General features: G+C 53.8%; 23 protein-coding genes and 2 pseudogenes. 24 read left to right on the forward strand and 1 reads right to left on the reverse strand.

Annotated elements, in window-relative coordinates:
- Positions 1 to 11: 11 nt before the first annotated feature.
- The 19 genes and pseudogenes from O1Q98_RS01220 to O1Q98_RS01310 all read left to right on the forward strand — a co-directional run bounded on the left by O1Q98_RS01220 (position 12) and on the right by O1Q98_RS01310 (position 11,786).
- Positions 12 to 368, forward strand: a complete 357-nt coding sequence (locus O1Q98_RS01220) for a hypothetical protein (protein WP_125259422.1) — start codon at positions 12 to 14, stop codon at positions 366 to 368.
- Positions 365 to 580 (forward strand): porin, encoded by a 216-nt coding sequence (locus tag O1Q98_RS01225; protein ID WP_125259423.1) that lies wholly within the window; start codon positions 365 to 367, stop codon positions 578 to 580. Before O1Q98_RS01220 ends, O1Q98_RS01225 begins: the two co-directional genes overlap by 4 nt.
- The gene (locus O1Q98_RS01230; protein WP_125259424.1) at positions 558 to 734 is read left to right on the forward strand and encodes a DUF4222 domain-containing protein; all 177 of its coding nucleotides are present in this window, start codon (positions 558 to 560) and stop codon (positions 732 to 734) included. Before O1Q98_RS01225 ends, O1Q98_RS01230 begins: the two co-directional genes overlap by 23 nt.
- Positions 731 to 1,648 carry a helix-turn-helix domain-containing protein gene (locus O1Q98_RS01235; protein ID WP_125259425.1) on the forward strand — a complete coding sequence of 306 codons (918 nt, stop codon included), beginning with the start codon at positions 731 to 733 and terminating at the stop codon, positions 1,646 to 1,648. The genes O1Q98_RS01230 and O1Q98_RS01235 overlap by 4 nt, the downstream gene beginning before the upstream one ends.
- Positions 1,632 to 2,414, forward strand: a complete 783-nt coding sequence (locus tag O1Q98_RS01240) for a hypothetical protein (RefSeq protein ID WP_125259426.1) — start codon at positions 1,632 to 1,634, stop codon at positions 2,412 to 2,414. Before O1Q98_RS01235 ends, O1Q98_RS01240 begins: the two co-directional genes overlap by 17 nt.
- A gap of 21 nt (positions 2,415 to 2,435) precedes the next feature.
- A pseudogene (gene rdgC / locus O1Q98_RS01245) lies at positions 2,436 to 3,329 on the forward strand (recombination-associated protein RdgC); the annotation flags it as partial.
- A 72-nt stretch (positions 3,330 to 3,401) separates the two neighbouring features.
- Entirely contained in the window at positions 3,402 to 3,563 is a 162-nt protein-coding gene (locus tag O1Q98_RS01250; RefSeq protein ID WP_278143648.1) for a DNA translocase FtsK, read from the forward strand.
- Positions 3,560 to 4,336 (forward strand): KilA-N domain-containing protein, encoded by a 777-nt coding sequence (locus tag O1Q98_RS01255; protein WP_125259428.1) that lies wholly within the window; start codon positions 3,560 to 3,562, stop codon positions 4,334 to 4,336. The genes O1Q98_RS01250 and O1Q98_RS01255 overlap by 4 nt, the downstream gene beginning before the upstream one ends.
- Entirely contained in the window at positions 4,333 to 5,199 is an 867-nt protein-coding gene (locus tag O1Q98_RS01260) for a phage N-6-adenine-methyltransferase (protein ID WP_125259429.1), read from the forward strand. Before O1Q98_RS01255 ends, O1Q98_RS01260 begins: the two co-directional genes overlap by 4 nt.
- The gene (locus O1Q98_RS01265) at positions 5,196 to 7,115 is read left to right on the forward strand and encodes a DNA cytosine methyltransferase (RefSeq protein ID WP_125259430.1); all 1,920 of its coding nucleotides are present in this window, start codon (positions 5,196 to 5,198) and stop codon (positions 7,113 to 7,115) included. The genes O1Q98_RS01260 and O1Q98_RS01265 overlap by 4 nt, the downstream gene beginning before the upstream one ends.
- A complete protein-coding gene (locus O1Q98_RS01270; protein ID WP_125259431.1) occupies positions 7,112 to 7,759 on the forward strand; it encodes a DUF1367 family protein in 648 nt (215 codons plus the stop codon). Before O1Q98_RS01265 ends, O1Q98_RS01270 begins: the two co-directional genes overlap by 4 nt.
- A gap of 10 nt (positions 7,760 to 7,769) precedes the next feature.
- Positions 7,770 to 8,237 (forward strand): hypothetical protein, encoded by a 468-nt coding sequence (locus tag O1Q98_RS01275; protein WP_125259432.1) that lies wholly within the window; start codon positions 7,770 to 7,772, stop codon positions 8,235 to 8,237.
- On the forward strand, positions 8,230 to 8,562 hold the full coding sequence (locus O1Q98_RS01280; protein WP_125259433.1) for a nuclease domain-containing protein: 333 nt from the start codon (positions 8,230 to 8,232) through the stop codon (positions 8,560 to 8,562). Before O1Q98_RS01275 ends, O1Q98_RS01280 begins: the two co-directional genes overlap by 8 nt.
- Positions 8,555 to 9,019: a VRR-NUC domain-containing protein gene (locus tag O1Q98_RS01285; protein WP_125259434.1), complete on the forward strand. Its 465-nt coding sequence runs from the start codon at positions 8,555 to 8,557 to the stop codon at positions 9,017 to 9,019. The genes O1Q98_RS01280 and O1Q98_RS01285 overlap by 8 nt, the downstream gene beginning before the upstream one ends.
- A gap of 112 nt (positions 9,020 to 9,131) precedes the next feature.
- Positions 9,132 to 9,899 (forward strand): TIGR02642 family protein, encoded by a 768-nt coding sequence (locus tag O1Q98_RS01290; protein WP_278142643.1) that lies wholly within the window; start codon positions 9,132 to 9,134, stop codon positions 9,897 to 9,899.
- Between the two features lies 1 nt (position 9,900).
- Complete coding sequence (locus O1Q98_RS01295; protein ID WP_125259436.1) at positions 9,901 to 10,302, forward strand: DUF6979 family protein; 402 nt, start codon at positions 9,901 to 9,903, stop codon at positions 10,300 to 10,302.
- Positions 10,303 to 10,456: 154 nt separating this feature from the next.
- Positions 10,457 to 10,798 (forward strand): phage holin, lambda family, encoded by a 342-nt coding sequence (locus O1Q98_RS01300; RefSeq protein WP_067486800.1) that lies wholly within the window; start codon positions 10,457 to 10,459, stop codon positions 10,796 to 10,798.
- Positions 10,799 to 10,803: 5 nt separating this feature from the next.
- Positions 10,804 to 11,310 carry a glycoside hydrolase family 24 protein gene (locus tag O1Q98_RS01305; RefSeq protein WP_125259437.1) on the forward strand — a complete coding sequence of 169 codons (507 nt, stop codon included), beginning with the start codon at positions 10,804 to 10,806 and terminating at the stop codon, positions 11,308 to 11,310.
- A 128-nt stretch (positions 11,311 to 11,438) separates the two neighbouring features.
- Positions 11,439 to 11,786 (forward strand): hypothetical protein, encoded by a 348-nt coding sequence (locus tag O1Q98_RS01310; RefSeq protein WP_278142648.1) that lies wholly within the window; start codon positions 11,439 to 11,441, stop codon positions 11,784 to 11,786.
- Positions 11,787 to 11,943: 157 nt separating this feature from the next.
- Here O1Q98_RS01310 and O1Q98_RS01315 read toward each other — a convergent pair whose 3' ends face one another.
- The gene (locus O1Q98_RS01315) at positions 11,944 to 12,228 is read right to left on the reverse strand and encodes a hypothetical protein (RefSeq protein WP_125259439.1); all 285 of its coding nucleotides are present in this window, start codon (positions 12,226 to 12,228) and stop codon (positions 11,944 to 11,946) included.
- Positions 12,229 to 12,353: 125 nt separating this feature from the next.
- Between O1Q98_RS01315 and O1Q98_RS01320 the strand changes: the two are divergent.
- The 5 genes and pseudogenes from O1Q98_RS01320 to O1Q98_RS01340 form a co-directional block, all read left to right on the forward strand.
- A pseudogene (locus O1Q98_RS01320) lies at positions 12,354 to 12,716 on the forward strand (Gp49 family protein); the annotation flags it as partial.
- 288 nt (positions 12,717 to 13,004) lie between these two features.
- Entirely contained in the window at positions 13,005 to 13,118 is a 114-nt protein-coding gene (locus tag O1Q98_RS01325) for a hypothetical protein (protein ID WP_240632761.1), read from the forward strand.
- 61 nt (positions 13,119 to 13,179) lie between these two features.
- A complete protein-coding gene (locus O1Q98_RS01330) occupies positions 13,180 to 14,052 on the forward strand; it encodes a terminase (protein ID WP_125259440.1) in 873 nt (290 codons plus the stop codon).
- Positions 14,053 to 14,099: 47 nt separating this feature from the next.
- On the forward strand, positions 14,100 to 15,764 hold the full coding sequence (locus O1Q98_RS01335; protein WP_164512988.1) for a terminase large subunit: 1,665 nt from the start codon (positions 14,100 to 14,102) through the stop codon (positions 15,762 to 15,764).
- The gene (locus O1Q98_RS01340) at positions 15,764 to 17,893 is read left to right on the forward strand and encodes a portal protein (protein ID WP_125259442.1); all 2,130 of its coding nucleotides are present in this window, start codon (positions 15,764 to 15,766) and stop codon (positions 17,891 to 17,893) included. The genes O1Q98_RS01335 and O1Q98_RS01340 overlap by 1 nt, the downstream gene beginning before the upstream one ends.
- Positions 17,894 to 17,951 lie beyond the last annotated feature (58 nt).

Here is a 17,951-nt window from a genome sequence, read left to right on the forward strand (position 1 = left end):
AGGACTGACCAATGACCACAATACATCGACCTGCCGGTGATACGGCAGGGGCTGCGATCGCGTCCGGCGTTCGCAAGGAGCTGCTTTCACGCAAAAAAGTAGGCAAAAACGGCTTGCCGTTCCACGTTGTGCGCGAAGACCAGATCAAGACCAGGTGGACGGAGAGCGAGGCTGCCACCATCAAAAGCGTGGCGGGTGCCATGTCGTCCAATCCTGCCGTTGAAACCAATACCGCCGCGATCCGGGGCTTTCTGGCGATGTTCGCCGAATCACCAGACATGCTCGCCCATGTGCATCGTGAACTGACTGCCGCCGGTTTGCCTATCCCCGATTGGCTGCCGCCATTGGCAGGGAGGGCATCACGATGAAGCACACCCACGAAACCCCAATGAGCGCCACACAAAGCGTTGATCTTGTCGCCAATATCGTTGGTAGCAAGCTGGATATCACCGGGGAAAAAACCCGGTGTTTGGCTATCACAGGGGCTTTGTCTCAAGTGACGCGCACGTTTTATTCACGTCACTTGGTGACAAGTGAAACGAATGCGGCGGTGAATCATGGAAATAACCAAACCCCTTAATCGCCGCTACCGGGATAAAAACGGCGTGATTGTGCATGTCACAGGGTACGAACCTGTAACCAAGCGGGTGATTTTCACTCGCCCCGGATATGAACATCCATGCGCCCGCCCGTTGTGGCAGGTGCAGAAGTATTTCACGAGGCTTGATGTATGAGTAGCAAGTTACTGGGCCACGTATGGGATGCCTGTGCCGCATCCGGTATTAAGGGAACCCAATTATTGATCATGGCGCGACTGGCGGATTACTCGAATGATGATGGAGTGAGCTACCCCAGCGTAGAGACAATAGCCCGTCAACTTGGGGCTGGGATCAGCACCGTTCGTAGCGCCATTACTGAATTGGAAAAAGCAGGCTGGTTGTGTCGTGAGAGCCGCCGCAAAGGTAATCGTAACTGCTCTAACCTGTATTACCTCAACGCAGAGCGACTGGAGGAGATTGCATTGCGTGAAGTTGCCAAAGTTAAAGCCGCCCGGCTGGCGAAAAAATCAGCTATTTGTCACCCGCCAGAATCTGACGGTTCAGAATCTGACCCTCTGAAATCTGGAGGTTCAAACGGTTTTGACCCTCCAGAATCTGGCACTAAAGCGTGTTTTGACCCTCCAGAATCTGGCGGGGATCCACAAGTAAATTCAAAACATGAATCACAAGTAAATTCAAAACATGAACCACAAGGTACGCCCGCGCGGAAATCCCCTTTTGGCGAATTCGATTTCTCGTCATTCCCGACACTGCCCAGCGTTCAGGTTTGGCAGGATTACGAGAAACACCGGAAGGCCAAGCGGGCACCCATCACTCAGACGGTGGTGAACATGCTGGGTATCGAACTCACGAAGGCGATGGCGGCAGGGTGGAGTGTTGATCATGCGCTGGGTGAGGCGATGGTGGCAGGCTGGCAGGGGCTCAAGTTCGAATGGCTGACAAACCGGAATAATCCGGCGCGCAACACGGGTGCGGTAAACCGACAGGAGGCGCTGGAAGCCCGCAATGCGCAGGCGTTCGAAGAGTGGCTACAGGAGGAAGCTCAGGCACTGGCCAATAGGAGGAATCTGGATGTTAACCACGGATAAGTCTGACGAGCTTGCCGTCATGCGGGAGTTTGCCGAGCTGATGAAAGCCACGCTGTCGGTGTACGGCAAGGATTCGTCAAAACCGGTTATCCGTTTGTACTGGAATGCCGTTGGCACATTCGATATTGCACTGATTCGGCAGGCTCTCAGCCAGTGGATCACCGATCCAGATCAGGGCCAGTTTGCACCAAAGCCAGCTGACATTATTCGCAATATCCAAAACATCATCGGTAGGCCATCGTGGATCGGTGCAAACGAAGCCTGGGCGATTGCATTACCCGCGCAGGACGAAGCCAACACCGTTGTGTGGACGGCAGAAATTGCTGAGGCGTGGCGCGTCGCCAGCCCAATCATGACAGGTGGCGATCGGGTCGGTGCGCGCATGGCGTTTATCTCGGTCTATGAACGACTGATAAATACGGCCAAGGCTGCTGGTGTGCTGCCGGTATGGACGGTTTCTGAAGGCTGGAACAAAGAGACTTTGCCTGGCGCGGTGCAACATGCGGTGAATGCCGGGCTGCTGCCTGCACCTGAGGCGGACAAATACTTATCACCGCCCGCCAGTCTGCCACCGCCAAAGGTAGAGCCAGAGAAGCAGGCAAGGATGTTGGAAAAGATACAGGCATTTTCCGGGGTGCTGTTGGATCTGAAGCGGCAGCGTGAAGAACAAAAACGGCATGAATGGGAGGAACGAAAGGCACAACTGAACGAAGCGTTAGAACAACGTCATCAGGCTGCTGACCACAGCCAGTTAATGAACCCGTAACTCGAGGACTCACCAATGACCATGATTTTCAAGAATGCGCTGATTTATCGCCTGACCCGCGATATCGCATTCGATGATCTGAACGACAAACTGGCTGTTTTTTCTTTTGCGCCATGTGGCAGCCAGGACAGAGCGAAAACCGGCTGGATATCGCCGCTGGGAGAAGGTTATAGCGAATTAACCCACCAGGCCAACGGGCAGATTCTCCTCACGTTGCAGCGTGAAGAGAAAATTCTGCCAGCGCCGGTGATTGCCCGCGAACTGGCGACCCGGGTGGAAAAACTGGAAGCCACACAGCGGCGTAAACTGAAGAAAACCGAAAAGGATGCGCTGAAAGACGAGGTGCTGCACAGCTTACTGCCGCGCGCTTTCAGTAAATACCATACCACCCAAATCTGGATTAACGCAGGGGCCGGGTTAATCATCGTTGATGCGGCCAGCGCCAAAAAAGCCGAAGACGCGCTGGCGCTGCTGCGCAAGACGCTGGGATCATTGCCTGTTGTGCCCTTGATGCTGGAAACCCCCATTGAGTTGACACTGACGGAGTGGGTACGCTCCGGTGCTGCGCCTGCTGGCTTCGCCTTGCAGGACGAAGCCGAGCTAAAAGCGGTGCTGGAGGACGGCGGTATTCTGCGCAGTAAGCATCAGGATTTGGTCACGGATGAAATCGCCGGGCATATCGAAGCGGGGAAAGTCGTCACCAAGCTGGCGCTGGAATGGTGCGAACGCATCAGCTTTGTGCTGGCCGATGACGGTAGCCTGAAAAAGCTGAAATTCTCTGATGTTTTACTCGAGCAGAACGACGATATCGACCGGGAAGATACGGCACAGCGATTTGACGCTGATTTCGTACTACTGACGGGGGCGCTTGCTTCGCTGATCGAAAGTCTGGTTGATGCGCTGGGTGGGGAGGCTGACCGTGTGGCACCAGAGCCAGAAAATCACGATTTGCAAGATGATCCGCTTTACCCGGAGGCTGTTCAGTTCGTGCAGTCTTCACGCCAGGCGACGATATCCGGTCTCCAGCGCCATTTCCGCATCGGGTATAACCGCGCAGCACATTTGATTGAGGCGATGGAAAGCAAAGGTGTAGTCTCTGCGCCGACGCATGACGGCACACGGACAGTGATCGGGGAGGCGTCGCAATGAGTACGCCTATCGTGATTGCCAATATCGCCATTCGTCGCGATGCTGATGGCCGTTACAACTTGAATGATCTGCATCGTGCGTCTGGCGGAGAAAAGCGCCACGCCCCAAGCTACTGGCTGGCGAACAAGCAAACCATAGCGCTAATTGCCGAGCTGGAAACTACCGGGATTCCGGTAGTTAGGCTTGAGGGACGCAACGGTGGCACCTTCGTGTGTCGAGAGCTGGTTTATGCCTATGCGATGTGGATCAGCGCGTCATTTAACCTGAGGGTGATCCGCACTTTTGATGCGGCTGCTAATCCGAACCCAACGGCGGAGAATGTCCGTGAGCGAGTTCAGGCGGGGATAATGATCGTAGAGTCTGCCGCCCGAACACTAAACCTATCTAACAGCTCAAAGCTCGGTGCATATCAAAAACTACAGTCCATTATCGGCATCAACCTGATGCCTAACTACGCCATTGATGCACCCAGTGACGCGGCGGACGGCTCCAGCCGGACAACAAAAGCGCTTACCGATTTGTTACGCCAGCACGGTTTCACCATGACGGCGGCGATCGCCTATCTGCGGCTTGAGGCGGCGGGAATTGTTGAACGTAAAACACGCTCCAGCACGGGCAAGAAAACCAAATCGTTCTGGTCGCTGACATCACAGGGGCTGCGTTACGGCAAAAATATGACCAGCCCGGCTAACCCGCGCGAGACACAGCCACACTTTTTCGAATCTCGGGCTGATGATCTGTTGGCGATCATCGCGGGGAGGGATGCGGCATGACTGATTTCTCCCAAACCGAGTACGTGCAGACTCTGAATGCTCAGAAAGCTGAAGATGCGCACTTACTGAAAGATGTAGGCGATCAATGGCGTACACCGGATACCCTTTTTTGGGGTATCAATGCCATGTTTGGCCCGCTGGTGCTCGATCTGTTCAGCGACGGGGAAAACTCGACGTGTCCGGCGTATTACACGGCGGAGGATAACGCGCTGGTGCAGGACTGGTCAGCGCGCCTGGCAGAACTGAACGGCGCGGCGTTTGCTAACCCGCCGTACAGCACAGCGAAAATGCATGAGGGTGAGTACATCACTGGTATGCGCCACATCATGGCCCACACAGCCAAAATGCGAGAGCGCGGTGGGCGGTATGTGTTTCTCATCAAATCAGCCACGTCTGAAGTCTGGTGGCCTGAGTATGCGGATCACGTTGCGTTCATTCGCGGGCGTATTGCGTTTGAGGTTCCCGCCTGGTTTAAACCGAAAGACGATAAGCAAATTCCCAGTAGCGCGGGCTTTGGCGCAGCTATCGCGGTGTTTGATAAAGAATGGCGTGGCCCGGCTATCAGTTACATTCAGCGGGAAAAACTGCTGGCGACGGGTGACGCGTTTTTAGCGCAAATCCGGCGTGAGGCGGGGCGGTTAGCACCTCAGCAGTCGATCATCATTCCAGATACCGAGAATACCGTCTGGCCTGCGGAAGTTAATTTTCTGTTCGAGCAGATCCCGGCAGCGATCACGCTGCCTGCTGGCCTGCAAAACAAACTCCGCAGTCATATCAATCGCCTGAAACTCGAAGGCGTACCGGATTCGGCAATTATCACGACCGCAGAAACATTATCCGTAGCCATGGGAGCAGCGGCATGAAAAATAACAGGGAAATCGTTGTCGATAACTTCGCCGGTGGTGGTGGCGCGTCAACGGGTATTGAGCTGGCAATTGGTCGCAGCGTTGATATCGCGATTAATCACGATCCGAACGCGATTGCGATGCACACGACAAATCATCCAGACACGCTGCATTACTGCGAGAGCGTCTTTGATATTGATCCGGTTGCTGCGACCGCTGGCCGTCCTGTGGGCTTGGCGTGGTTTAGCCCCGATTGCACGCACTTCTCTAAGGCGCGTGGTAGCGCACCGGTGAAAAAAGAAATCAGAGGATTGGCTTGGATCGTTGTGCGATGGGCGTTGGCGACTCGCCCACGGGTGATTCTGTTAGAAAATGTGGTCGAATTCAAAACATGGGGACCGCTGCTGATTGATGCTGACGGCACACGCCAGCCAGACCCTGCGCGATCAGGGGAGACGTTCGCTGCATTCGTCAGCATGTTGTCTGATGGCGTAACCGCAGATCACCCAGCGTTAGCGGAATGCTGTGAATTTCTGGGCATTACGCTTGATAGTGAGCCAGCGCAGCGGTTGGTGCGTGGGTTGGGATATAACGTAGATCACCGTGAATTACGAGCTGACAACTACGGCACGCCGCAGCGCCGCAAGCGTTTTTTCATGGTTATGCGCTGCGATGACCAGCCTATCGTTTGGCCTAAACCTACCCACGGCGATCCGAAATCTCTGGAAGTTCAAGCGGGGCAACTGAAACCATGGCGGAAAGCAGCGGATTGCATTGACTGGTCGATTTCGTCTCCGTCGATTTTTGAGCGCAAGAAGGCATTAGCCGACAACACTCTACGCCGAGTTGCGAAGGGGCTGTGGCGCCACGTCCTTACCAATGCCGAACCGTTCATTGTTGGGGCTGGTGGCCCCGAATATTCTGGTAAGCCGGTCGCTATCAATCAGCCTTTCGGCACTATTGCTACTGAAAACCACCGTGCAGTGGTAACGCCCGTATTAACACCATTCATCAACGAGCACGCGAATGCGAGCAATCAGCGCACGATGTCTATTGATGAACCCGTGCGGACGTTATGCGCCCAGGTGAAAGGCGGCCATTTCTCCGTTGTTGCACCGACAATGATTCCGCTGCGTGGAACGAATGAGCACCAACTTTTTGGGCATAGCATAGAACGCCCGTTATCAACGGTGACGGCCAGCGGGGCGCACCATGCGCTGGTTACTGCCAGCTTGGTAGATATGGGGCATGGCGAATCGTGCGGCACGGGCGCGCGGCGCTGGAGTGATGGCATTCGCTCGCTGAAAACACCACTGAACACGGTTACAGCCAGTGCTGCGCCGAGTGCGCTGACAACGGCACTATTCGAGCAAGCGAATGGAGGGTTTTACGATGGCGACGGCCATGCCGCCGACGTGCCTATGTCTACTCTTACTGCTTCTGGCAGTAATCAGCGGCTGGTGACAGCCTACCTGATCAAGTATTACAGCTCTGGCGGGCAATGGCAGCGTGCTGATGAACCGTTGCACACCATTACAGCGAAGGACCGCGCGGGAGTTGTTGAGGTTATAAAAGTCCCTGCTGGTTCCCTTTCCCCTGAACTGCGTGAGAAGGCACGCCGCTGTGCGGAGTTGCTTCATTCTCATCTTCCTGAATATTTCGCTGAATCCGCCGAAATGGTACTGATGACGTATCGCGGTGCCTGGTGGGTACTAGTAGATATCACCCTGCGTATGCTCCAGCCGCCAGAGTTATACGCTGCCCAAGGTTTTCCCTGCTGGTACGTCATTGACATAGACTATCGCGGCGTGCGGCACACGAAAACCGCTCAGGTTGCGCGGTGCGGTAACGCCGTTCCACCTCAGTTTGCCGAAGCGCTTGTGCGTGCAAATCTGCCAGAAATGTGCGCCGAACGTGAAGGGGCGGCTGCATGACAACCGCTACCCGCACCAAATCACCTAAGAAGCACAAAACCGAAGCGCTGGGCGTACTGCTGCCCGGCGGTGGTATCAAATACTGTACTGATCATGACCGCGACGTAATGAAAGGGGTGCCAATCGGCACCCCGATCTCGCTCACACCTATCGGCGACCGCCGCAGCATCAAGCATCACCGCAAATTCTGGAAGCTGCTCGAACTGGGGTTTGCTTATTGGGTTCCTGAATGGGCATTCGTCAGCGCACCGGAAGAATGGATTGCGCACCGTGTTGCCAGGCGCACTGCGCAGATGGCAGGGAACCCTGAGCTATACGAGAACGTGACTAAAGAAATCGCAGCCCAGGTGTTGAGCGAAGTCGCTGGTGAACGTCGCCGGCGCTTTGATCCCGAAGCGGTTAAAACCAAAGATGCCTACCTGAACCACGTCATGGTAAAGGCCGGATTTTACGACCTAGCGCCGAACCCCGACGGCGGCACGCTGAAGCAGCGCTGGAGTATCGCGTTTGTGAATATGGGGCAGGAGAAATTCGACAAGGTATACCGTGGTGTATTTGGCGTGATCTGGAACGAGACGATGAACCAGTATTTTGCTGATGAAGCAGAAATGGAAAACGCCGTTAACCAGTTGATGAATTTTTGAGGACTGACCAATGACCGATAATGTGGATTTTCCAGATGATAGCGACAACGTTTTGCAGTTTACCAGGCGTTTTGATGACAATGCTGATATCAAAGAGATGCGAAATTTTGTTGAGGCACCAAAGCCAGAAGGGCTGACATGTCGCCATGAGCGGGTTGTGGTTTCTGAACATGAGCGATCGGTGGCGTGTCGCTTGTGCGGCGCAGTGCTGGAACCGTTTGATCACCTGCTGGCTTTGGCGAAGAAAGAAACCCGCATCGAGTGGGAGCTAACCGGGTTACGCCATGAAATAAAGTCACACAGGGAGGGATTGGAAAAGCTGAAGCGCGAAGAGGCGAATTGCAAAGGGCGACTTCGCAACGCTCAAAATCGCCTCAGTGATATCAACGGGCAGATCCATGCGGCGAATCAGGAACTTCAATTTGTGCTAAAGCGGGTCGGTGACATGAGGATGATTAAGGATAAAAGTAATGTTTAAATCTCCAGCGTATCGCTCGAAAGCCCTCCGTGATTCTGCCCGTGGGTGTGCCTGTACGCTGCAAATCTCAGGCGTTTGTAATTGCGATCGCGAAACAACGGTGCTCTGCCATTTACCCAGCCCAACGCACGGCATGGCCTATAAGTCGGATGACTTCTTTGCAGTATTCGGCTGTTCTTCTTGTCATGATGTGATTGATGGACGCGTGCCATATGACTGGCGGCCGGGTGAGAAAGAGGAAACTTATCTGGCCGCGCTGCACGCGACGTGGCGCATCTGGTTTGATGAAAGCCTGCTGGCGGCAAAAGGAGGCCGGTTTGCGTAATTCAATTGACGCTCTGGCAGTGGTTGGCAGCCGGGCGAAACTTGAGACGTATGGTGATGGCGTGCGTAAGGTTTGTCACCAGCCCGAACTGGAGGAACAGGCGGCACTTATCCAGTGGGCGAAACTGGCTACCATCAATGGCATTCGCCCTGGTAACTACCTGATCCACATTCCTAATGAGGGAAAGCGCGGGCCAAAAGCAGCGCGGGATGCCAAACGATTGGGAATGAGGGCGGGTGTTCACGATTTATTCCTGGCATTGCCATATGGTGGATATGCTGGCTTATGGATCGAGATGAAGGCGGCAGGTGGTCGGCCGACGCCGGGCCAATTGGAATGGCAAGAGTTAATGCGCGCGGCTGGTTACAGAGCTGAAATTTGCTATGGATTTGATTCCGCCCGCAATGAGATAGAACGGTATTTGCAGAATATGAAATGTTCTGCTGTTAATCCCTGATTTTGCAACGATCGTTCATGGTCTATAGAATTAGCCTGTGACAAATAATTGCAGGACTGACCAAATGACCATAGCCATAGAACAACTGATTAAAATGCACGATCCACGCTGCATGAGTATTGAATCACTCAACGTCGGGCGCGGACGTGCTTCCCTGTCCAAAGAGCAAATCTTGGGGGCGCTCGCGACCGCGCAACGCCATAACTCAATAGGCTATGATGTGCTGATGGCGAAATATCGCCACGATAATCAGGCCGAGCAGCGGATACGTGCCGCGATTACAGATTGGGTAACTATTCATTCCGATTTAGATCATGCAAGGAGTGCCTGTCAATTGGCGCTTAATATGATGCTGGAGCGTAATTTGCCAGCCCAGATAAATCACATCAGTAAATTGTTGTGCAAATACGGGCCGAGATTTTCGCAGGTGCGCAAGAATATTGATTTGCTGCGTGCTGAGATTAAGCGTCTGGAAAAGGCTCGTAGCCAGGTGAAAACCGCAGATAAGGAATATCATCTGATCGGCCAGCAAATTGTCGCATTGTCAGCAGGGGTTGAGGCGGAACGTCAAGGACTGAGGGCATGGGCCAACCGGCAGGCAATGCGCAGTAATGTCTGCCCCCGGTGCAGCGGTACTGGCCGGACGCATAGACCGGTCATTGCACTCTGTAATGAGTGCGGCGGGAGTGGGCGCATTACGGCAACGTATACGTATGAGCACTTGCGGGCGTCGCTGGCTAACATAGGGGCTGTGATAGCAACTGGAGAATGGTCGCAGTATCTGGGGCTGGTGAAGCAGTGCTTGCGTTGGTTGTATGTTGAAGAATCAGAAGCCGTCTATATTCTCAGTAAGAAAATACACGATGAGGTAGAAACGTAAGATGGGTATTTACGGCAAAACAGCGGTAGCAGTGGTATCAGCATACGATAGCAGTAATAAGCCTGACCCAAGAGAGTGCTGGGAATATTCAATTACCCTGTTCACCAATAGCAGGGACAGCCAGAGAAAAGGGTGTCCAAAATCTGCATTTCTTGGCTTGTGTCAGGATGGGTATGTTAAGGGGATCCCGAAGGGAGATTATCTACCACCAGATAGCCCAAATAAAAGATATGCCGTGGTCGCGGCAGAATGTGTACTGAAAGAACCCAGCAGAAAATATTCAAGGGCTGAATTGTGGCGAATCGCCACGAAAGATTGTCCTGATGCTGCGGAAAACGAGAATGGGCAAATAGATGTTGTTTTGACACTGAAAGACGCTGGTTTACTACAGCACCCTGATTGACCTTATATCTCATACGCGCTAAATTTGCGAAAGATACCGGAGTGTGCCTTAAAAAGCTGCTCCGGTTTTTTATTGGTCAGTCCTCAAGCCGCATGGTTCGCCCAGCGGCTTTTTTATTTCAGACAGCACGCCGACCTCAGGGGAGGTGGAGATCGTGAAGATGCAAAATAATGTTCATACCTGGACGGACTTCTGGGATTTGCTCCGTATGTGGTGGAACGGTGATATGCCGCTCGGCGGCGTACTGCTGTCTATCCTGATTACCGTCCTGCGGGTTGCGTATATGGGCGGTGGCCACAAAAAAATGCTGTTGGAAGCGGCGCTGTGCGGCGCGCTGACGCTGACGGTGATTTCATCACTGGAGTATTTCAGCCTGCCGCGCACGCTCACTGTTGCGATTGGCGGCAGCATCGGCTTTATCGGCGTTGAGCAGATCCGCACGCTGGCGCTGCGCATTCTTGGCAACCGCTTTGGCGGCAATAACCCACAGGCGTAAATACCATGACTCAGGATCCACCATGGCATAAAAATTTATCCGCGTTTCTGGATATGTTGGCTTTTTCAGAAGGCACCGCCACCCACCCACTGACGCGTAACCGTGGCTATGACGTGATAGTCACCGGTCTTGATGGCAAACCGGAAATCTTTACTGATTACCATGATCACCCGTTTGCCAGCGGTCGTCCGGGAAAAATTTTCAGCAAACAGGGGCTGCGCTCCACTGCTGCCGGGCGCTATCAGCAGCTCTATCGTTATTGGCCGACGTACAAAGCGCAGCTAAAACTGCCAGATTTCAGCCCCGACTCTCAAGACTCGCTGGCGATTCAGTTGATTCGCGAGCGCCGGGCGCTGGATGACGTGATCGCGGGCCGCATTGAGCGTGCCATTGAGGCGTGCAACAACATTTGGGCTTCGTTGCCGGGTGCTGGTTACGGCCAGCGCGAGCATAAGGTTGAGAGACTGATTGCCGCTTATCAGCAAGCCGGTGGGGTATTAGCACAAGATTGATTGCTTTTTGTTCGAAAGTGGTGGCTCTACGTGAAATCTGCGCTGCTCGCCTTCATCAATTCCTTTCTGATTTCAACAGGACAATCATGTTAACCACGAAAATGAAAGTGCTGCTGTTATGAGGCGGGTTGGCTGCTGCATTCGGTGCGGGCTGGTATGTGCAGGGGTTGCGCTGGGATGCGGATATTTCGGCCCGGGAAACGGCGGCGGCACAGGAGGCAAGCACAGGGCAGCAGGCCGTCATCGCAACACAGGCACTGACGTTCCATCGCTTCAACGAGATCGCCAGACAAGCCAGCCAGTACGCCATCAACATTAAGGCAAAAGCAGATGAGAAACAGATTATTTACCGCACCATCGTCAAGCGCGATCCGGCTAGCCGCCAGTGCGTGCCTGATGATGTGGCTAACAGGTTGCTCGACTACGCGCACAGTCTACGTGCCAGCATCAATGCACACCACTGCCAGCGGAGTTGATTCAGCCGGTTCTGGTGCCGCTGCCTCCGCCTGCCGATTGACGTATGGGCAGGTAGTGTATTGGGTTGATCCTCTTCTGACTGCGCTTGACCAGGCGAATGAGCAGTTGGTGGGGATTCGCCGGATAGAAGAATCACAGCGATAGTGAGTTTGATTTTTAGTCTGGATTTACTTGTTCCATATGTTCTTCCCAGTCAGAAAAACACAAGGAACTTAATTGGTATCGGTCTTTGAGGCTTGTATAAGAAACAGAAACATCGCAGTGATAAATGACAGTTATATCTTGGGATGATTTATTTTTCGGGTACAAATAACCTACAATTTTATTTCTTCCAAGGCTTCCTATACTTGGTTCTCCGCTTGTTTTGTGAATTGCGGTCCAAATAGTTTTATCTTCAGCCCATTTGATTACTAGTTGGCATTGTTCTTCAAGAGTTTTCATAATTTTCTCCATAATACGTTAGTGACAACATTGTTTCTGATCTGATGCTGACGTTTTGATGCGAACCCATTATATAGCCTCAGTATTCGCTGGGGCTTTTTTTCGTCCCAACAAAAGGTAACCCCATGACACAAGTCACCGATCAACACATTGAGAAAGAGATTCAGGTCAAAGGCTTAACCGCGCCGCGTGTTACGCCTGAGCATATTGAAGACATCATTGTTGCAGAGCACTTTTTTTCAGCGGCAGAAGGGTTGGGTGGGGCCGGTGATGGTTACAAACTCCTTAACCCGGTTAATGGAAACCTTCACCTGCTGACCTTCTGCGTTTTAGTGCTGAAAAACGGCTTTACTGTCACCGGGGAAAGCGCTTGCGCCAGCCCTGAAAATTTCGATGCGGAGATAGGACGCAAGATTGCCCGTCAGAACGCGCTTAACAAAATCTGGCAGCTAGAGGGCTATTTACTGAAGCAATGCCTTTATGAGCAATCATTGTCGGAGCCATTACCAGAACTCGGTTGCCGCTGTGATGACAACCAGCAGGAGATTGAGGGCCGAAACATCGAGCGCACCGCGCGTGCTGCCCACGAAGTCAACCGGGCATACTGCGCAGCGCTGGGTGATGATAGTCAACCAGCATGGGAGGACGCACCCCAATGGCAAAAAAACTCTGCTATTGAAGGCGTGGTGTTCCACCTCAATGGTGATCACCCGCCAGAGGCCAGCCATAACAAATGGCTGGAGTTCAAAAAACAGGAAGGCTGGAAGTATGGCCCAGTGAAAGACGCAGAGAAGAAAGAGCATCCGTGCTTTGTCGCATATGAACAGCTCCCCAAAGAGCAGCAGGTGAAGGATTACCTGTTCCGCGCTGTAGTCCACGCATTCAAATGATTCAGACATTACAGAGCCACTTCCCAGAGGTGGCTCTGTAATGCTCATTCAGTAGGACGTTATGGCGAAGTACGATTGGAAAAAACTGCTGGCCGATTATGCCGCTGCATACTCAGCAACGGGAATATCTCCAGTTGAGTGGTGCGCTCAGAATGAGGTGCCCTATAGCTCGGCGAAGCGTTACATCACGATAAAGGCTGCAACGGATTTCATTGCGCTGAATTCGCAAATTCGCAGTTCGCAAAAAAGTGATTCGCAGATTCGCAAAGAGAAAGGCGCGAATCGCAAAAGCGAGGACAAGCGCGATGATTCTGGTGATAACGATATGGAGGAATCAGCAGACGCAGACAACAGTGACACCGGCGATTGTCCGCCTGAAACGGAACCGCAACGGGATGCTAGCGGGCGCTTTGCTGAAGGGAACAAGCTGGGTGGGAATTATGGTGTTCCGGCTAATGCGTTCCAGCCTGGCAATCAGATCCCGCGCAAACATTCCGCCTACGCCAAATATCTGGACGCCGATGAACTTTTCGACGCGGCCAAAGAATCCGATCTGCGCGACGAACTGATATTCACCCGCGCCCGCGCGCTGTCAGTCACTAAGACACTGAACAAAATCATGGAGGATTTGCACAACGCGACAGATGTTGAAACCCGCATCGAACTGTATGACAAGTTGCTCAAAGCTGAGGCGGGGCTTGATCGCAATATTGCCCGCATTGAATCGATTGAGAACAGCCTGAGCCGATTACAACTGGATGCGGTGAATGTGCCACGCCTGAGCGCTGATACGCTGCGCATTAAAGCGGCCACCGCCAAGCTGAAAGCCGAGACCGAGAAGCTGACAGCAGAAAGCAAGGACGTGACGACACCGCTAACTGATGTGGTGCGTGATATTCACGCGATGCCGGATGATGGAATGTTGGCGCAATGACGACACCGCAATATGACGCCGGTTTGGTGGATGACGAACTGGACGGCATGACCGAGGCGCAGCAGCGCCTTTTTATTTTGTCCAAATTGAGCAATCCGTGGTGGCGGCTCAACAATCTGTACAAGATAGAGAACGAAAAGGGCCAACTGGTCACGTTTCGGATGCGCCCGGCGCAGCGTCGTCTGTTCAAGGCCATGCACTACCGCAATATTGTGCTCAAGGCCCGCCAGTTGGGTTTCTCCACGGCGATTGATATCTACCTGCTGGATCAGGCGCTGTTTAACACCAATCTCAAGTGCGGGATTATTGCGCAGGATAAGAGCGCCGCAGGCGAAATCTTTCGTACTAAGATATCGATACCGTTCGACAATCTGCCAGGCTGGCTACGCTCGACGTTCAAAATCACCGAGCGGCGCAGCGGTGCTAATGGCGGTTATATCCTGTTTTCTCACGGCTCCAGCATTCAAGTGGCCACGTCGTTCCGCTCCGGCACCGTCCAGCGGCTGCACATTTCTGAGCACGGAAAAATCTGCGCCAAGTATCCGGCCAAGGCAAAAGAGGTGCGAACCGGTACGCTGAACGCCGTGCATGATGGTTGTATCGTGTTTGACGAATCCACAGCGGAAGGCGTGGGCGGCGATTTCCATACCATGAGTATCCGAGCGCTTGAGCTGGCGCAATCCGGTGTCAGTCTGACGATGCAGGATTACAAGTTTCATTTCTATCCATGGTTCGACGATCCGAAATACGTTGCGCCCGTTCCGGCCGGTGGTCTGCGCCTGAGTAAATATCACCAGGAATACTTTGCTGCGGTTGAAGCAGCAACGCGCGTCACGCTAAGTGATGAGCAACGGCAGTGGTATATCCGTAAAGAGGTCGAGCAGGGCGAGGAAATGAAACAGGAGTTTCCTTCCACGCCACAGGAAGCATTTCTGACCTCTGGCCGTCGCGTGTTTCCAGCAATTAACGTGATGAATGCTGAATCCGGCTGCTGCCCGCCGCGCATTGTTTACGATATCGATCCGGTAACGGGCAAACGTGAGAAAGTTCAGGCGTTACGTGCAGGTGGTCAAGATGAGCTACAACGCACGTTGCTGAATCATTTGCTGGTCTGGGAATTGCCCGATCCCGATGAGGATTATGCTATCGGTGCTGACGTGGCGGAAGGTCTGGAAAACGGCGACCGATCGTCGTTTGATGTCGTGAAGAAATCCGACGGGGAGCAGGTAGCACACTGGTTCGGCCATCTGGATGCTGAATTGTTTGCGCAACTGCTGGCACACATCGGCAAGTGGTACAACACCGCCTACGTCGGGCCAGAGCGCAACAACCACGGCCATGCCGTATTGCAGAAGCTCCGCGATATCTACCCGCCCCGAGCTATTTACGCCGAGCAGCACCTTGATCGCGATAACGACGATGAGACGCCGAAACTGGGCTGGCTGACGACCAAACAAAGTAAGCCGATTGTCACCGAAGGGCTGAAAACGCTATTGCGTGAAAAGGCCAGCGGCATTCGCTGGGTTGGCACCATCAACGAATTGAACACCTACGTCTATGACGCCAAGGGCAGCATGGGCGCGCAAACCGGTTGTTTCGATGACCAGGTGATGAGCTATGCCATTGCGCAGGAAATGCGTGCCCGTATGCCAGCCCGCCCGAAACTGAAACCTATCGACCGCTCTAAACCCACTCACTGGATGTCACATTGATGAATACAGCCGCTATTGAAGCTGTGGCCGAGTCTCAGCCGCAGGATAACCGCGATCGTTTTACTCAGCGCCAACTGCTGGATATCTCATCGGACATTGACGCACAGCCAGACTGGCGCACCACGGCGAATAAAGCCTGTGCGTATTACGACGGCGATCAACTGGCGCCGGAGCTGGTGGCAAAACTGCGTGAGCGCGGGCAGCCGCTGACCATGCATAACCTGATTGCGCCAACCATCGACGGTGTGTTGGGCATGGAGGCCAAGACGCGTACCGATCTGATGGTGATGGCTGACGACCCGGACGAAGAAATGGAGCAACTGGCCGATGCGGTCAACGCCGAGTTCGCTGATGTGTGCCGCCTGGCGAATATGAACAAAGCACGCTCTGATGCCTATGCCGAGCAGATCAAGGCCGGGTTGGGCTGGGTAGAAGTGCGACGCAATGGCGATCTGTTTGGTTCCCGCTATAAGGTCGGGACGGTGCACCGCAATGAAGTGTTTTGGGACTGGCACAGTCGGGAAGCGGATTTAAGTGACTGTCGCTGGTTGATGCGCAAGCGCTGGCTGGATGTGGACGAGGTGAAGGCGACCTTTCCCGATATGGCCGAGGTGATTGATTACTCGATCAACGCGTGGCGTGGATTTGTGGATACCGATATTGCCGAAGGGCAAGAATCGGCGCTAATTAGCGCGTATGAGGAATATCAGCAGTGGAGCCGCAAGGATACCGAGTGGGTGTCCTCCAACCGCAAGCGCGTCTTGCTCCAGGTGATTTACTACCGCACGTACCAGCAATTACCGGTGCTGGAATTGCCGAATGGTCGAATGGTGCAGTATGACAAAAACAACCTCATGCACGCCGTGGCGGTGGCATCCGGGCGCGTGTCAGTGGTGATGTCGCGTGTGAGCCGGATCCGTGAAGCGTGGTTTGTCGGGCCGCATTCTATTGGGGATCGGCCATGCGCGGCACCACAGGGCATGTTCCCGCTGGTGCCGTTTTGGGGGTATCGCAAGGATAAGAGTGGTGCTCCGTATGGGTTGGCCTGCCGCGCTATCCCGGCGCAGGACGAGGTGAATTTTCGCCGCATCAAACTGACATGGCTGCTTCAGGCCAAGCGAATTATCAAAGATGCTGATGCGGTCAACATGACGGATAGGCAGTTACTCGATGAGGCCGAACGCCCGGATGGCCTGATTACGCTGAACCCCGATCGCAAAAACAAAACGACTGCCGCTGATGCCGTCAATATTCAGCAGGATTTTCAGGTAGCACAGCAGCAGTTTCAGGTGATGCAGGAGAGTATGCGACTGATTCAGGATGGCATGGGCGTCTATTCGGCGTTTCTGGGGCAGGATTCCAGTGCGTCCTCTGGGGTAGCGATCAGCAATCTGGTTGAGCAGGGAGCCACCACGCTGGCGGAAATCAACGATAACTATCAGTTTGCCTGCCAACAGGTTGGGCAATTACTGTTGTCATACTTGCTGGAGGATTTGACCCGCCGTCGTAATTATACGGTGGTGGTGAACCGCGATGACCCGCGCCGCCGGCGAGCAGTCACCATCAATCAGGAATCAGAAAACGGCAACGGTATGACTAATGACGTGTCACGCCTGCGCGCGCACATTGCATTGGCTCCGATTCAGCAGACGCCGGCCTACAAATCGCAGCTGGCGGAACGCATGTCGCAAGTGATCACTGGCTTGCCGCCGCAGGCGCAAGCGACAGTGCTGGATATGTGGGTGGAACTGCTTGATGTGCCACGCAAAGCCGAGTTCATTGAGCGCATCCGCAGCGCGCTGGGCACGCCGAAAGCGCCGGATGAAATGACCCCGGAAGAACAGCAAGTGGCGGAGCAACAGCAACAGGTGCAAGCCCAGCAGCAGGAGCTGGCGATGCGGGAAATTGCCGGAAAAGTCGCGAAACTCGAAGCTGAGGCGCAGCGCATTGCCGCCGCTGCACAGCGTGAACAGGCGCTGGTCAACAGCCAACGCTTTGATGATGCCAAGACACAGGCGGAAACCGGCCGTATTCTTCAGGAGATGGAGAACACGACGCGGGAGATGGATGCGCTACACGGACAGATGATGCAGACAATTCAGTCGCAGATCGACGCGATTGCCGTCTAGATATTGCACTGAGAGGAGATACGCGCTAAATTCGCGAAAGATGCCGGAGCATGCCTTA

Origin of the sequence: Dickeya lacustris, assembly GCF_029635795.1 — a bacterium.
GTDB lineage: Bacteria > Pseudomonadota > Gammaproteobacteria > Enterobacterales > Enterobacteriaceae > Dickeya > Dickeya lacustris.